This is a genomic window from Jhaorihella thermophila (genome assembly GCF_900108275.1).
GTDB classification, from domain to species: Bacteria; Pseudomonadota; Alphaproteobacteria; order Rhodobacterales; family Rhodobacteraceae; genus Jhaorihella; species Jhaorihella thermophila.
On record NZ_FNVD01000009.1, the window covers coordinates 68,025 to 82,350 of the forward strand.

The following is a 14,326-nucleotide window of genomic DNA, read 5'->3' on the forward strand; positions in this document are numbered from 1 at the left end:
GTGAAATGCCTTGTCGTCAGCGGCGTTTCCCGGCATGGTTTCCGACCCGGGATCCTCAAGGTAAGGGCCGGCGGGTGACCCGCGGCAATGACGCAAAACGGGTTTGCGGCTTTGCGACTTGCACATGAAAGGTTGCAAGAGGTAAAAAGAAACAGTCGTTCAATAACCGTGCATCGAAGGGGAGCGAGGCCATGGATTTCGCGCTGACCGAGGAACAGACTGCCATTTTCGACATGGCATATGCGTTCGGCCAGGAGAACATCGAACCCCACGCGCGGGAGTGGGAGGCGCAGGGCACGATCCCGAAAGAGCTGTGGAAGCAGGTGGGCGAGCTGGGCTTTGGCGGGCTCTACGTGTCCGAGGAATATGGCGGATCGGGGCTCAGCCGGCTGGACGCGACGCTGGTGTTCGAAGCGCTGGCGATGGCCTGCCCGGCGGTGGGGTCGTTCCTGTCGATCCACAACATGTGCGGCGGCATGATCGACAAGTTCGGCAGCGAAGAGACCAAGCGGAAGTGGCTGCCGGATCTGTGCAGCATGGACAAGGTGTTCTCCTACTGCCTGACCGAGCCGGGCTCGGGTTCGGACGCCGCCGCGCTCAAGACCCGCGCGGTCAGGACCAACGAGGGCTATGTGCTGAACGGCACCAAGGCCTTCATTTCGGGCGGGTCGTATTCGGATGCCTATGTGACCATGGTGCGCACCGGCGAGGACGGACCCAAGGGGATTTCCACCGTGGTGGTCGAGGCCGGCACGCCGGGGCTGAGCTTTGGCGCGCTGGAGCAGAAGATGGGCTGGAAGGCGCAGCCCACCGCGCAGGTGCAGTTCGACGACTGTCTGGTGCCGCATGACAACCTGATCGGCGAAGAGGGCCGCGGCTTCGTCTATGCCATGAACGGGCTTGACGGCGGGCGGCTGAACATTTCCGCCGGCGCGCTGGGCGGCGCGCAGGCGGCGCTGAACCAGACGCTGGCCTACATGGGCGAGCGCCGCGCCTTCGGCAAGACCATCGACCAGTTCCAGGGATTGCAGTTCCGGCTGGCCGAATACGAAACGAAGTTGCAGGCCGCGCGCACTTTCCTGCGGCAGGCGGCGTGGAAGCTGGACACCGGCGCGGCCGATGCCACCAAATTCTGCGCCATGGCCAAGCTGATGGTGACCGATGTCGCCTTTGAGGTAGCCAATGGCTGCCTGCAGCTGCATGGGGGCTATGGCTATCTGGCCGATTACGGGATCGAGAAGATCGTGCGCGACCTGCGCGTGCACCAGATCCTGGAGGGCACCAACGAGATCATGCGCGTGATCATTGCGCGCCAGCTGCTGGCCAACCGCTGAGGGGCGCGCCATGGCCGATATCGAGATCCACGTCACGGGCCGCGCCGGGCGCATCACCTTCACCCGCCCCAAGGCGCTGAACGCCATGTCCTATGACATGTGCCGGGCGATCGACGCGGCGATGCGCAACTGGCGCGACGACGATGCCGTGGATCTGGTGGTGATCGACGCCGAGGGCGACAGGGCCTTCTGCGCCGGCGGCGATATCGCGGAACTCTATGAAACGGGCCGCGCGGGGAACTATGACTATGGCCGGGGCTTCTGGCGCGACGAATACCGGCTGAACGCCTTCATCGCGGAATATCCCAAGCCCGTGGTCAGCTTCATGCAGGGCTTCACAATGGGAGGCGGCGTGGGCATCGGCTGCCATGCCTCGCACCGCGTGGTGGATGACAGTTCGCGCATCGCCATGCCGGAATGCGGCATCGGGCTGGTGCCGGACGTGGGCGGTTCCTTCCTGCTGGCGCGGGCGCCGGGCTGGATGGGGGCCTATCTGGGCCTGACCGCCACGCGGATGGGACCGGGCGACGCGATCCTGGCGGGTTTTGCCGACCATTACATCCCGCGCGAGACCTGGCGCGACCTGATCGAGATGCTGGAGGCCAGCGGCGACGTGGGCCATGTGGCCAGCCATGCCCGGACCCCGCCAGAGGCGCCGCTGGCGTCCATGCGCGGCTGGATCGACTGGCATTTCGGCGCCTCGAGCCTGGGCGCGCTGCTGGCCTCGCTGCGGGCCGAGGACAGCGACCGCGCGCGGCAGACGCTGGCCGCGCTGGAGCGCAATTCGCCCCTGTCGATGGCCTGCACGATCGAGATGATCCACCGGCTGCGCGCGCCCGAAGCCACCATGCGCGATGCGCTGAAGCTGGAATACCGCTATGTCTGGCGGGCGATGGAGCACGGCGATTTCCTGGAGGGCATCCGGGCGGCGATCATCGACAAGGACCGCAACCCGAAATGGCAGTTCGCCGACATGAACGTGCCGGCAGAGGCGGTCGAGAAGATGCTGGCGCCCCTGGGGCCGGACGGGCTGACATTTGAAGAGGAGGAAGGCTGATGAAGATCGGTTTCATCGGGCTGGGCAACATGGGCGCGCCGATGGCCGCCAATCTGGCAAAGGCGGGCCACGAGGTGGTCGGATTCGACACCGCGGAGGTGTCGGTTGAAGGGGTGAAGATGGCCCCCAGCGCCGCCGACGCCGCCCGCGGCGCCGAGGTGGTCATCACCATGCTGCCAAACGGCGAGATCCTGCGCCGCGTCGCCGAAGAAATCATCCCGGCGATGGCGAAGGGCGCGGTCTTCGTGGACTGTTCCACCGTGGACGTGGACAGCGCCCGGGCGGTGGCGGAACAGGCCGAAAGGGCCGGGATTCTGGCGATGGATGCGCCCGTGTCCGGCGGGGTCGGCGGGGCCACGGCGGGCACGCTGACCTTCATGGCCGGCGGGCCGGAGGAGGCCTTCGAAAAGGTCAAGCCGCTCTTTGACATCATGGGGCAGAAGGCGGTGCATTGCGGCGGATCGGGGGCAGGCCAGGCCGCCAAGATCTGCAACAACATGATCCTGGGCGTGACCATGATCGCCACCTGCGAGGCTTTTGCGCTGGCCGACAAGCTGGGGCTGGACCGGCAGAAGATGTTCGACGTGGTCAGCACCTCGTCGGGCTACAGCTGGTCGATGAATGCCTATTGCCCCGCCCCCGGCGTGGGTCCGCAATCGCCGGCCGACAACGGCTACAAACCCGGTTTCGCCGCCGATCTGATGCTCAAGGATCTGCGGCTGAGCCAGCAGGCTGCCGAAAGCGCCGATGCCGACACGCCGATGGGCCAGCGCGCGATGGAGCTTTACGCGCAGTTCGTCGAGCAGGAAGGCGGATCCGGCATGGATTTCAGCGCCATGCTGCCGCGGTTCGAAAAGCGCCATCGCGGCTGAAGCGCGGGCGGAGCCCGCGCTGCCTCCGGCGGGAGTATTTGGAGCAAGATGAAGGCGCCGGCGCCGGTTGCCGGGCCTTGCGATTCGGTGCGGACGAGGCACACTGCGGGCAGGCGCGAGATTGATCGAGGAAGGCGAGGTTCCCGTCGGTCAGATAGCCCTTGCCGGTGGCCATCCGGAGCAGGTCCAAGGCGCGCCCGTTTTGTTCCTCGACCACGACCGGTCCGTTTTGCCCGCCAGGGTGCGGCCGATTTCGCGCGGGAGGCGGTGCCGCGTATCTTGAAAACGCGCGCTATGGCGCCATATCGGAGTCGGGCAAATCGTCCCGATCAAGACGGCATGTGCAGAGTTACGGAGGATGTGGAAATGTTCGACGTCAACACTGGTGTGCTGGATCGCGTGATCCGCGTGATCGTGGGCCTCGTCATCGTGGCCGGGTTTTTCTACTTCACCGACTGGGCGTGGCGCTGGGTGTTCTGGCTGGGCCTGATCCCGGTCATCAGCGGCGCCGTGGGTTTCTGCCCGGTCTACAAGCTGTTCGGTTGGTCCACCAACCGCAAGCAGGGCGGACATGGCGGCACCGCCAAGGCCTGACCCGCAAGACCCGCGAAGGCCCGCCGCGATGGCGGGCCTTTCCTATTCCGCCGCCACCCGGCGCGCCGCCAGCATCTCTTTGAGGAAGCGCCCGGTGTGGCTGCGTTCGCATTCGGCCACTTCCTCGGGCGTTCCGGCAACGACGATCTCGCCCCCGCCATCGCCGCCTTCGGGGCCGATGTCGATGATCCAGTCGGCGGTCTTGATGACGTCGAGATTGTGCTCGATCACCACCACGGTATTGCCCTGATCCACCAGTTCGTGCAGCACCTCCAGCAGCTTCTTGACGTCCTCGAAATGCAGCCCCGTGGTGGGTTCGTCGAGGATGTAGAGCGTCCGGCCCGTGGCGCGTCTGCTGAGTTCCTTGCTGAGCTTCACCCGCTGCGCCTCACCGCCCGACAGCGTGGTGGCCTGCTGGCCGACCTTGATGTAGTCCAGCCCCACCCGGTGCAGCGCGTCCATCTTGTCGCGGATCGATGGCACGGCCTTGAAGAACTCGCGCGCCTCTTCAACCGTCATGTCAAGAACGTCCGCTATGCTTTTGCCCTTGAAGCGAATTTCAAGCGTCTCTCGGTTATAGCGCGCGCCCTTGCAGGTTTCGCAGGTGACATAGACATCCGGCAGAAAGTGCATCTCGATCTTGATCACGCCGTCGCCCTGGCAAGCCTCGCAGCGGCCGCCCTTGACGTTGAAGGAAAACCGCCCCGGCTTGTAGCCGCGCGCCTTGGCCTCGGGGAGCCCGGCGAACCAGTCGCGGATCGGCGTGAAGGCACCGGTATAGGTCGCCGGGTTCGATCGCGGCGTGCGGCCGATCGGGCGCTGGTCGATGTCGATCACCTTGTCGAGATGCTCCAGCCCCTTGATGGTTTCGCAGGGCGCCGGCGTCTGGCGCGCGCCGTTGAGCCGCATGGACGCGGTCTTGAACAGCGTCTCGATGGTCAGTGTGGACTTGCCTCCGCCCGAGACCCCGGTGACGCAGACGAACTTGCCCAGCGGAAACTCGGCGGTAACGTTTTTCAGGTTGTTGCCGGTGGCGCCGACTACGGTGACGGACTTGCCGTTGCCGGGCCGCCGCTCGGCCGGGATCGGGATCTCGCGCGCGCCCGACAGGTATTGCCCGGTGATCGAGGCCGGGTCGGCGGCGATCTGTTCCGGCGTGCCCTGCGCGACGACGCGACCGCCATGCACCCCCGCGCCGGGGCCGATGTCGAGCACGTAATCGGCCTCGCGGATCGCCTCCTCGTCATGTTCCACGACGATCACCGTGTTGCCCTGATCGCGCAGGTTCTTCAGCGTCTGCAACAGCCGTCCGTTGTCGCGCTGATGCAGGCCGATGGAGGGTTCGTCCAGCACATAGAGCACCCCCGTCAGCCCCGACCCGATCTGGCTGGCCAGACGGATGCGCTGGCTTTCGCCGCCGCTTAATGTTCCGCTCGAACGGGACAGCGTAAGATATTCCAATCCCACGTTGTTCAAAAAACCCAGCCGCTCGCGGATTTCCTTCAGGATGGCGCGGGCGATCTCGTTCCTCTGGGCTGACAGATGCTCCGGCACCTGTTCGATCCAGGCATAGGCTTCGCGGATCGACATCTCCGTGACCTGCCCGATATGCAGCCCGGCGATCCGGACTGCCAGCGCCTCGGGCCGCAGGCGATAGCCGCCGCAGGTGCCACAGGGGCGGTTGTTCTGATAGCGCTCGAATTCCTCGCGGATCCAGTTGCTGTCGGTTTCGCGATAGCGCCGCTCCATGTTCGGGATCACGCCCTCAAACACGCGGGTGACCTGATAGACGCGGCCGCCTTCGTCATAGCGGAACTTGATTTCGTCGTCGCCCGAGCCGTAAAGGAACATCTTCCGCACCTTTTCGGGCAGATCCTTCCAGCGGGCGTTCTTGTCGAAACCGTAGTGGCGGGCGAGCGAGTCGATGGTCTGCAGGAAATAGGGCGACTTGCCCTTTCGCCAGGGCGCGATCGCCCCGTCCGCCACCCGCAGCGTGGCGTCCGGCACGACGAGGCGTTCGTCAAAGAACAGCTCCACCCCCAGCCCGTCGCAATCCGGACAGGCGCCGAAGGGGGCGTTGAAGGAAAACAGCCGCGGCTCGATCTCGGGGATGGTGAAGCCGCTGACCGGGCAGGCGAAGTTTTCGCTGAAGGTGATGCGTTCGGGGTCGCCCTCGCGCGGGGCGGTTTCCAGCACTGCGATCCCATCGGCCAGATCCAGCGCGGTGCGCAGACTGTCGGCCAGCCGTGTCTCCATGCCGGGGCGGACCACGATCCGGTCCACCACCACGTCGATATCGTGGCGGAATTTCTTGTCCAGAACGGGCGGTTCGTCCAGCTCGTGGAATTGCCCGTCCACCTTGACCCGCTGAAAGCCCTGCTTGCGCAGCTCCAGGAACTCCTTGCGGTACTCCCCCTTGCGGTCGCGCACGATGGGGGCCAGCAGATAGGCGCGGGTGCCCTCCTCCAGCCCCATGATCCGGTCCACCATGTCCTGCACCTGCTGCGCCTCGATCGGCAGGCCGGTGGCCGGCGAATAGGGCGTGCCGGCGCGGGCGAACAGAAGCCGCAGATAGTCGTAGATCTCGGTGACGGTGCCGACGGTGGAGCGGGGGTTCTTGGAGGTGGTCTTTTGCTCGATCGAGATTGCCGGGGACAGGCCGGTGATATGGTCCACGTCCGGCTTTTCCATCATGTCAAGGAATTGCCGCGCATAGGCCGAGAGCGATTCGACATAGCGCCGCTGGCCCTCGGCATAGATCGTGTCGAAGGCGAGACTCGACTTGCCCGAGCCGCTGAGGCCGGTGATCACCACCAGCTCGTCCCGCGGGATATCGACGTCGATCCCCTTGAGATTGTGTTCGCGCGCGCCGCGCACTTCGATCTTTTTCAACTCAGCCATTCCAGCCCCCGCACAAGTGGTTAAGAAATAGTCGAGCCGCGCCGAGTCTCCAACCGCAAAATGGGAACATTGCGGGAACGCGACGAAATTCCCCCGGGCGCAATTGTATTCCGATTCACGAATGTTATATTCTGCCCGAGGTCAAACAGGAGAATGAGACACATGTTTTTCATGCGCAAGCCGCAGCCAGCCGCCGGCATGAGCCCGCAGGATGCCGTGCAGGCCGCGAAAGAGGACAAGGTCACGCTGATCGACGTGCGCGAGCACAACGAAGTGGCGATGTCGGGCAAGGCCAAGGGCGCGCTGCATATCCCGCTGATGCGGCTGCGCGACATGGCCGATCCGCGCCACCCCGACTTCCACCCCGCGCTGGAAACAGCCGGCAGCATCGCCGTCTACTGCGCCAGCGGGGCGCGGTCCCATCATGCACGGGAATTGCTGCGTCAGATGGGCTATGACGACGTGCACAATATCGGCGGGCTGGGCCACTGGGTGCAGGCCGGGGGCGAGCTGGAGCGCTGAGCGCCCTGCCGATCGGGGGCGTGGCACGAACAGCTGCGGTTCAGGCAGGGGGCGCTGCCCCCTCTGGGCCTGCGGCCCATTCACCCCCGGGGTATTTCCGACCAGAAAGAAACAGAGGCGGGGCGGGCGGTGTGTTCCGGGACCGCCACGCCTTACAGCACCTGATCGACCACCCGTTTCAGCCGCGCGATGGTGCCCTCCACGTCGTAGAGCTTGTCGAGCCCGAACAGGCCGATGCGGAAGGTGCGGAAATCTTCCGGTTCGTCGCATTGCAGCGGCACGCCGGCGGCGATCTGCATGCCCAGCGCTGCGAATTTCGATCCGTTCTGGATCTCGGGGTCGTCCGTGTAGCTCACCACCACGCCCGGCGCGCCAAAGCCTTCGGCGGCGACCGATACCACGCCCTTGTCCGCCAGCATGGCCCGCACCCCGTTGCCCAGCGCCCATTGTGCCTCGCGCAGGCGTTCGAACCCGTATTCTCGGGTCTCGGCCATGGTGTCGCGGAACTGGCGCAGCGCATCGGTGGGCATGGTGGCGTGATAGGCGTGGCCGCCCGTTTCGTAGGCGGCCATGATCTGCCGCCACTTCTTGAGGTCCAGCGCGAAGCTGTCGCTCTCGGTCTCTTCCAGATGCGCGGCACCGCGATCGGACAGCATCACGAGACCTGCGCTGGGCGAAGAGCTCCATCCCTTTTGCGGCGCGCTGATCAGCACGTCCACGCCGGTTTTCGCCATGTCCACCCAGACTGCGCCGCTGGCGATGCAGTCCAGCACCATGAGCGCGCCCACCTCATGCGCAGCCGCGGCAACGGCGGCCACATAGTCGTCGGGCAGAATCACCCCGGCGGCGGTTTCCACATGCGGAGCGAACACCACGTCGGGCCGGCGGGCGCGGATCGCTTCGACCACTTCCTCGACCGGCGCGGGCGCGAATGGACGCGGCGCGGCATTGCCCACCTGGCGGGCCTTCATCACCGTCGCGGTGGCGGCGATCCCGCCGGTCTCGACGATCTGGCTCCAGCGGTAGGAAAACCAGCCGTTGCGCACCACCAGCACGTCGCGCCCCCGCGCGAACTGCCGGGCCACGGATTCCATCGCGTAGGTGCCGCCGCCGGGCACCAGCGCCACGGCCTGCGCATTGTAGACTTCGCGCAGCATCGACGAGATGTCCCGCATCACCTGCTGGAACGCCTTTGACATGTGGTTCAGCGACCGGTCGGTGAACACGACCGAGAATTCCTCGAGCCCCTCGGGGTCCACGGTGTCGAGCAATGCGGGCATTGTTGGTCTCCTTCCGGTTTCCATCCGGTGATAGCGCGGGGATGCGGGACTGGCAAAACCTGAATCGGGGCCGATTGCCGCCCCTACCCGATCGGGCCGGGCCGGCGCTCCTCGCTCAGCAGGACGTTGGCCTCGACATCGCCGGCCCCTGGCAGAGTCATGATGCGCCGCCGCAGGACGCGCTCGAAATCCGGCAGATCGCGGGCCACCACCCGCAGGCGATAGTCGTAGATGCCCAGCACATGCTCGACCGTCTGCACCTCGGGGATCGCGGAGACCGCGCGTTCGAAATCCTCCAGGCTCACCCGCCCCTTGCGCGCGAGCTTCACCCCGAGGAACACGGTGACGCCGAACCCCAGCGCCTCGCGGTCCAGCCGCAGCCGGCGCCCGGCGATCACGCCCGCCTCCTCCAGCCGCCGGATCCGCCGCCAGGTTGCGGGTTGCGACAGGTCCAGCTTTCGCCCCAGCGCGCCGGCGCTCTGCGTTGCATCGCGGGCCAGTTCGCGCAGGATGCGGCGGTCGATGTCGTCCAGCGCGATCGTCCGGTCGTTCGGGTGGGCAGTCATACCGGCAGCACCTCGTCGCTCTTGACCCGCGACAAATGCATCAGCGGTTCGATCTCGGCGATGTGCGGCAGTGTCAGGATCCGGTCGCGGTAGAGCTGCTGGTAATGCCCCATGTCCCGCGCGATCACCGCCAGCCGCACGTCCACCCGCCCCAGGAAGGTCTGGATCTCCAGCACCTCGGGAATCTCGCGCGCCGCGGTGATGAACTCGTCAAAGGCGCGGGGCTGGGTCTTGTCCAGCGTGAACCGCAGGCTCACTTCGACCGTGTATCCCAGCGCCGCCCAGTCGATCACCGCCTCCTGCGCGCGGATGATCCCCGCCTCCTGCATCCGCTCCAGACGCCGCCAGCAGGTCGCGGGCGTCACCCCTGCCCGCTCGGCCAGCCCCGCCGTGGTCAGTCGCGGGTCCGCCTGGAACTGGCGCAGGATCCGCCGATCCGTGTCATCAAGAATGATTTTTTCGATCAACTCAAATCTCACGAATGATGCTTCTTTCTGGTCATAAATACCCAAAAAATCTGAAATCACAATCCGTGCAACGCCGATTACAACTCGGGCCAGTAGCAACAAGACCCGAAAAGGAGCGCCGGACATGCGCGTCTATTACGATCGCGACTGCGACATCAATCTCATCAAGGACAAGAAGGTGGCCATCCTGGGCTACGGCTCCCAAGGCCACGCCCATGCGCTGAACCTGCGCGACTCGGGCGCCAAGAACATCGTCGTCGCCCTGCGCGAGGGTTCGCCTTCGGCAGCCAAGGCCGAGGCCGAGGGGCTGCAGGTGATGGGCATTGCCGAGGCCGCAGCGTGGTGCGATCTCATCATGTTCACCATGCCCGACGAGCTGCAGGCCGAAACCTACCGCAAATACGTCCACGACAACCTGCGCGAAGGCGCCGCGATCGCCTTTGCCCATGGGCTGAACGTGCATTTCGGCCTGATCGAGCCGAAACCCGGCGTGGATGTCATCATGATGGCGCCCAAGGGTCCCGGGCACACCGTGCGCGGTGAATATGTCAAGGGCGGCGGCGTGCCCTGCCTCGTGGCCGTTCATCAGGACGCTAGCGGAAAGGCGCTGGAACTGGCGCTGTCCTATTGCTCGGCGATCGGCGGCGGGCGGTCGGGCATCATCGAGACCGACTTCAAGGAAGAGTGCGAAACCGACCTCTTCGGTGAGCAGGCGGTGCTGTGCGGCGGTCTGGTGGAACTCATCCGCATGGGCTTCGAGACGCTGGTCGAAGCCGGCTATGCCCCGGAAATGGCCTATTTCGAGTGCCTGCACGAGGTGAAGCTGATCGTGGACCTGATCTACGAGGGCGGCATCGCCAACATGAACTACTCGATCTCGAACACCGCCGAATATGGCGAGTATGTTTCGGGTCCGCGGATCCTGCCGCGCGAAGAGACCAAGGCGCGCATGAAGGCGGTTCTGGAAGACATCCAGTCGGGCCGTTTCGTGCGCGACTGGATGACCGAATGCGCCGTGGGGCAGCCGTCGTTCAAGGCGATCCGCCGCAACAACGACGCCCACCAGATCGAAGAGGTCGGGGCCAAGCTGCGCGCGATGATGCCCTGGATCACCGCCGGCAAGATGGTGGACAAGGAAAAGAACTGATCATTCGCGACGGATCTTGAAATGCCAGGGCCCCGGGGCGAACGCGCCGGGGTCCTTTGCATTTCCCGGACGTTGCTGCGATCGCAGTCGAGTGACGTTTCGGATCGCTTGCGCGATCCGACCGATGCGAGGGGGCGCTGCCCCCTCGCGCTCCCCCGGAGTATTTTCCGGCAAGATGAAGAACGGGGAGCGCCGCGTACCGTCGTTGCGATTCAGGCGTTCACGGCCCGCTGCACGGCCTCGACCACGCTGTCGACCGCGCGCGTCAGAAGGGCGTCGTCCTCGGCCTCCGCCATCACGCGGATCAGGGGTTCGGTCCCCGATTTGCGGATCAGAAGCCGCCCGCTCCCGTTCAGGACTGCCTCGGCCTCGGCAATGGCGGCCTGAACCGTCGAGGTCTCGAGCGGCGACTGGCCGGTTTCATAGCGGACATTCTTCAGCATCTGCGGCACCGGCTCGAACTGGCGCACCAGTTCGCTGGCGCGGCGGCCGCTGCGGGCCATCTCGGCCAGGAAATGCAGCCCTGCCATCAGCCCGTCGCCCGTCGTGGCGTGATCGGTCATCACGATATGGCCGGATTGCTCGCCGCCCAGGTTGAATCCGCCCTGACGCATCCGTTCCACCACGTAGCGGTCGCCGACGGCGGTGCGTTCCAGCCGCAGGCCGCGCGCGGACAGGAACCGTTCCAGCCCGAGATTGGACATCACCGTTGCCACCAGCGCGCCACCCGCGAGCCGCCCGTCCTCGGCCCAGCGCGCGGCAAGCAGCGCCATGAGCTGATCGCCATCCGCGACCGCGCCATGTTCGTCGATCAGGATCACGCGGTCCGCGTCGCCGTCGAGGCAGATGCCGACATCCGCGCCATGCGCGATCACCGTTTCGGCAGCCATCTGCGGCTCGGTCGAGCCGCAGCCGCGGTTGATGTTGAGACCGTCCGGCGAGGTCCCGACCGGGATCACCTCGGCCCCCAGCTCCCACAGCACCTCGGGCGCGGCGCGCCAGGCCGCCCCGTTGGCGCAGTCTACAACGACCTTGATCCCTTCGAGCCACAGCCCCCGCGGCAGAGATGCCTTGAGCCGTTCGCCGTAGCGGAACCGCGCGTCGTCGATCCGCTTGGCCCGGCCGATATTGGCCGGCTGCGCGGGCTCGACCCCGTTTTCCACCAACGCCTCGATCTCGAGCTCGGCCCGGTCGGACAGCTTGAACCCGTCGGGGCCGAAGAACTTGATCCCGTTGTCCTCGGCCGGGTTGTGGCTGGCCGAGATCATCACCCCCAGATCCGCCCGCATAGACCGGGTCATCAGCCCCACGCAGGGCGTGGGCACCGGGCCCAGCAGCAGCACGTTCATGCCCGTCGAGGTCAGCCCCGCGGTCAGCGCGCTTTCCAGCATGTAGCCCGAAAGCCGCGTGTCCTTGCCGATCACGACCCGGTGCACGCCGGTCGCGTCACGGCGGAAATAGCGCCCCACGGCAGCGCCGATCTTCAAGGCGGTTTCGGCCGTCATGGGATCGGTGTTCGCGGTGCCGCGCACCCCGTCGGTTCCAAACAGTTTCTTCATCTCAATCCCTCAGCGCACCGCCTGCCACAGCCGGATGGCCTGGGCGGTTTCTGCAACATCATGCACCCGAAGGATTTGCACGCCTTGAGCCAGCCCCGCAAGCCCCACCGCGATGGATCCCGGCGCGCGGGCATCGGCGCGCGGTTCCTTGCCGATATCGCCGATGAAGCGCTTGCGCGACACCCCCAGCAGAATCGCGCAACCGATCCCGTGAAACACCGACAGGTTGCGCAACAGTGCAAGGTTGTGGTCCTGCGTCTTGCCGAAGCCGATGCCGGGGTCGATCACGATCCGCGCGCGCGGGATGCCCGCCCGTTCCAGCGCCGTGACCCGGCCGGCGAGAAAGTCGTAGACGTCCAGCACGACGTCGTCATAGGTCGGGTTCAGCTGCATGGTTTCGGGGTCGCCCTGGCTGTGCATCACGCAGACCGGCACCGCCCGGTCCGCGCAAAGCGGGGCAAGCGCGGGGTCGAAGGTGAACCCGGCAACGTCGTTCACCAGATGCGCGCCGGCCTCCAGCGCAGCCGCGGCGACGGCGGCCTTGCGCGTGTCGATGGAAATTGGCGTGTCCGTCTGCGCCGCCAGCGCCCGGATCACCGGGGCGGTGCGGGCGATTTCTTCGTCCTCGGGCACCAGCGCCGCGCCGGGGCGGGTGGATTCGCCCCCCACGTCGATGATGGCGGCGCCGGCCTCGATCATCGCACGCGCCGCCGCCAGCGCGGCGTCAGGCGCATTGTGGCGGCCCCCGTCGGAAAAGCTGTCGGGGGTGACGTTGAGGATCCCCATGATCTGCGGACGCGTCATCTCCAGCCCCGCCACCGGCGCGCGCGGCGCGGTCAGGCGCTCAAGCTGCGCGGGCGGGATGTCTTTTGCGGGCACGATTTCTCCCCGCCGGTCGCGGCCCAGCCGCTCGGCATGGGTGAACCACAGCGGCCCTCCGGCCAGGGGCGTCGCGCCCTCGGGCCGGACCGCGCCGCCTTGAACCAACGGACGGTAACAGTCTGTCACAGGTCGGATGTCTCCACGGATATGGCGCGCAGCGGCACGCCGGGGTTTTCGGGCAGATGCGCGCCGAATACCATCATCTCCTCGGCTTCGAAATGGGCCGCGAACCAGGCCGCCAGCGCCACCGCGTCGGAAGGATGCGCCGACGGACCGTCCACCGCGTCCAGCACGATCTTGGAGGGCGCCCAGACGCTGATCTGACCGTGCTTCATCGCCCAGTCGAGCTCTGTCCTGGTCGCCACCACCACGCAGCGCGGATCGCGCGCGGCCAGAACCCAAGCGTTCTGTTCGATCGCAAGCAAATCGATGCGGCGTTGGGTCAGCGGGTGCCCCGATTGCGGCGCGGGCGTGTCCGGCGCGCCCACGCACAGGATCACCGGGCGGCCCTCGGCATGAAGCTGGTCGATCCAGCGCGACAGATACGGCGAGTCAATCGCCGCGTTCGACAGGAACACCAGCCGCGGATGCGGGCGGTCGTCGTCCTGCGGGCGGTGCCAGACCTGATCGCGCGAACGCACGATTTCCACGCCCAGCGCGCCGGGGCCGCGGTCGAGCTTTTCGATCCGCACGAAGACCCGCACCGCCTGCGGTTCGGCCAGGAGGCGTTCGGCGATGCGTTCGGCGAGCGTCTCCAGAAGGTTCAGCCGTTCCTCGGCCAGTTCATGGGCGATGGCCTCGGTCACCTTGTCGTAGGAGAGGATCCGGTCCACATCGTCGTCGATCGGCCCCTCGACCGGCTCGACCTCGACCACGACGTTGAAACAGACCCGCTGGGTGGTGCCGCGCTCGGCCTGAAAGGCGCCGATCTCGACCTCGACGATGTGGTCGCGCAGCGAGATGCGGTCCAGCGGACCCGGCCGCGCGGTGGCCGCCGCCCGTTCGGACGGGTGCGCAAAGGCAAGGCGGATGTCGGAACTCATGGGTGGCCTCCGGGCATTGCGGTCGGGCATGGCGTCGGCGCCGGTCTACGCCGTGCAGGTCTGTTTATCAGCCCCGAACGCGCCGCACCAGCGACCGAAAGC

Annotated in this window: 13 protein-coding genes; 6 read left to right on the forward strand and 7 right to left on the reverse strand. The window is 66.4% G+C overall.

Annotated elements, in window-relative coordinates; genetic code table 11:
- Positions 1-191: 191 nt before the first annotated feature.
- The 4 genes from C4S70_RS11855 (at position 192) to C4S70_RS18645 (ending at position 3,857) form a co-directional block, all read left to right on the forward strand.
- Positions 192-1,334 (forward strand): acyl-CoA dehydrogenase family protein, encoded by a 1,143-nt coding sequence (locus tag C4S70_RS11855; RefSeq protein WP_104008319.1) that lies wholly within the window; start codon positions 192-194, stop codon positions 1,332-1,334.
- A 10-nt stretch (positions 1,335-1,344) separates the two neighbouring features.
- The gene (locus C4S70_RS11860; RefSeq protein ID WP_104008410.1) at positions 1,345-2,391 is read left to right on the forward strand and encodes an enoyl-CoA hydratase/isomerase family protein; all 1,047 of its coding nucleotides are present in this window, start codon (positions 1,345-1,347) and stop codon (positions 2,389-2,391) included.
- Entirely contained in the window at positions 2,391-3,263 is an 873-nt protein-coding gene (gene mmsB, locus C4S70_RS11865) for a 3-hydroxyisobutyrate dehydrogenase (RefSeq protein ID WP_104008320.1), read from the forward strand. The genes C4S70_RS11860 and mmsB overlap by 1 nt, the downstream gene beginning before the upstream one ends.
- A 366-nt stretch (positions 3,264-3,629) precedes the next feature.
- Entirely contained in the window at positions 3,630-3,857 is a 228-nt protein-coding gene (locus C4S70_RS18645; protein WP_160114872.1) for a YgaP family membrane protein, read from the forward strand.
- A gap of 42 nt (positions 3,858-3,899) precedes the next feature.
- Here the strand turns inward: C4S70_RS18645 and uvrA are convergent, their stop codons facing one another.
- Entirely contained in the window at positions 3,900-6,758 is a 2,859-nt protein-coding gene (uvrA, locus tag C4S70_RS11875) for an excinuclease ABC subunit UvrA (RefSeq protein WP_104008322.1), read from the reverse strand.
- 153 nt (positions 6,759-6,911) lie between these two features.
- Between uvrA and C4S70_RS11880 the strand changes: the two genes are divergently transcribed.
- Positions 6,912-7,280: a rhodanese-like domain-containing protein gene (locus C4S70_RS11880; RefSeq protein WP_235003817.1), complete on the forward strand. Its 369-nt coding sequence runs from the start codon at positions 6,912-6,914 to the stop codon at positions 7,278-7,280.
- Between the two features lie 152 nt (positions 7,281-7,432).
- On the opposite strand, the gene C4S70_RS11885 is transcribed toward C4S70_RS11880, so the two are convergent.
- From C4S70_RS11885 to C4S70_RS11895, 3 genes are all read right to left on the reverse strand, one after another.
- On the reverse strand, positions 7,433-8,560 hold the full coding sequence (locus C4S70_RS11885; RefSeq protein WP_104008324.1) for an aminotransferase class V-fold PLP-dependent enzyme: 1,128 nt from the start codon (positions 8,558-8,560) through the stop codon (positions 7,433-7,435).
- A gap of 83 nt (positions 8,561-8,643) precedes the next feature.
- A complete protein-coding gene (locus C4S70_RS11890; protein WP_104008325.1) occupies positions 8,644-9,126 on the reverse strand; it encodes an Lrp/AsnC family transcriptional regulator in 483 nt (160 codons plus the stop codon).
- A complete protein-coding gene (locus tag C4S70_RS11895) occupies positions 9,123-9,578 on the reverse strand; it encodes an Lrp/AsnC family transcriptional regulator (protein WP_104008411.1) in 456 nt (151 codons plus the stop codon). Before C4S70_RS11895 ends, C4S70_RS11890 begins: the two co-directional genes overlap by 4 nt.
- Before the next feature lie 139 nt (positions 9,579-9,717).
- Here C4S70_RS11895 and ilvC point away from each other — a divergent pair, with 139 nt between their 5' ends.
- Positions 9,718-10,740, forward strand: coding sequence for a ketol-acid reductoisomerase (gene ilvC, locus C4S70_RS11900; RefSeq protein ID WP_104008326.1), 1,023 nt, complete (start codon positions 9,718-9,720; stop codon positions 10,738-10,740).
- A 212-nt stretch (positions 10,741-10,952) separates the two neighbouring features.
- Here ilvC and glmM read toward each other — a convergent pair whose 3' ends face one another.
- Genes glmM through C4S70_RS11915 form a run of 3 tightly spaced genes read right to left on the reverse strand, consistent with a single transcriptional unit; the run spans position 10,953 to position 14,224 of the window.
- On the reverse strand, positions 10,953-12,299 hold the full coding sequence (glmM, locus tag C4S70_RS11905; protein WP_104008327.1) for a phosphoglucosamine mutase: 1,347 nt from the start codon (positions 12,297-12,299) through the stop codon (positions 10,953-10,955).
- Between the two features lie 9 nt (positions 12,300-12,308).
- On the reverse strand, positions 12,309-13,307 hold the full coding sequence (gene folP / locus C4S70_RS11910) for a dihydropteroate synthase (protein WP_104008328.1): 999 nt from the start codon (positions 13,305-13,307) through the stop codon (positions 12,309-12,311).
- Positions 13,304-14,224, reverse strand: a complete 921-nt coding sequence (locus C4S70_RS11915) for a dihydroneopterin aldolase (protein ID WP_104008329.1) — start codon at positions 14,222-14,224, stop codon at positions 13,304-13,306. Before C4S70_RS11915 ends, folP begins: the two co-directional genes overlap by 4 nt.
- Positions 14,225-14,326 lie beyond the last annotated feature (102 nt).

Coding starts and splice junctions, on each gene's coding strand:
- mmsB (WP_104008320.1), top strand. CDS start 2,391: ATGAAGATCGGTTTCATCGGGCTGGGCAACATGGGCGCGCCGATGGCC.
- C4S70_RS11880 (WP_235003817.1), top strand. CDS start 6,912: ATGAGACACATGTTTTTCATGCGCAAGCCGCAGCCAGCCGCCGGCATG.
- uvrA (WP_104008322.1), bottom strand. CDS start 6,758: ATGGCTGAGTTGAAAAAGATCGAAGTGCGCGGCGCGCGCGAACACAAT.
- C4S70_RS11855 (WP_104008319.1), top strand. CDS start 192: ATGGATTTCGCGCTGACCGAGGAACAGACTGCCATTTTCGACATGGCA.
- ilvC (WP_104008326.1), top strand. CDS start 9,718: ATGCGCGTCTATTACGATCGCGACTGCGACATCAATCTCATCAAGGAC.
- glmM (WP_104008327.1), bottom strand. CDS start 12,299: ATGAAGAAACTGTTTGGAACCGACGGGGTGCGCGGCACCGCGAACACC.
- C4S70_RS11885 (WP_104008324.1), bottom strand. CDS start 8,560: ATGCCCGCATTGCTCGACACCGTGGACCCCGAGGGGCTCGAGGAATTC.
- C4S70_RS11890 (WP_104008325.1), bottom strand. CDS start 9,126: ATGACTGCCCACCCGAACGACCGGACGATCGCGCTGGACGACATCGAC.
- C4S70_RS11860 (WP_104008410.1), top strand. CDS start 1,345: ATGGCCGATATCGAGATCCACGTCACGGGCCGCGCCGGGCGCATCACC.
- C4S70_RS18645 (WP_160114872.1), top strand. CDS start 3,630: ATGTTCGACGTCAACACTGGTGTGCTGGATCGCGTGATCCGCGTGATC.
- C4S70_RS11915 (WP_104008329.1), bottom strand. CDS start 14,224: ATGAGTTCCGACATCCGCCTTGCCTTTGCGCACCCGTCCGAACGGGCG.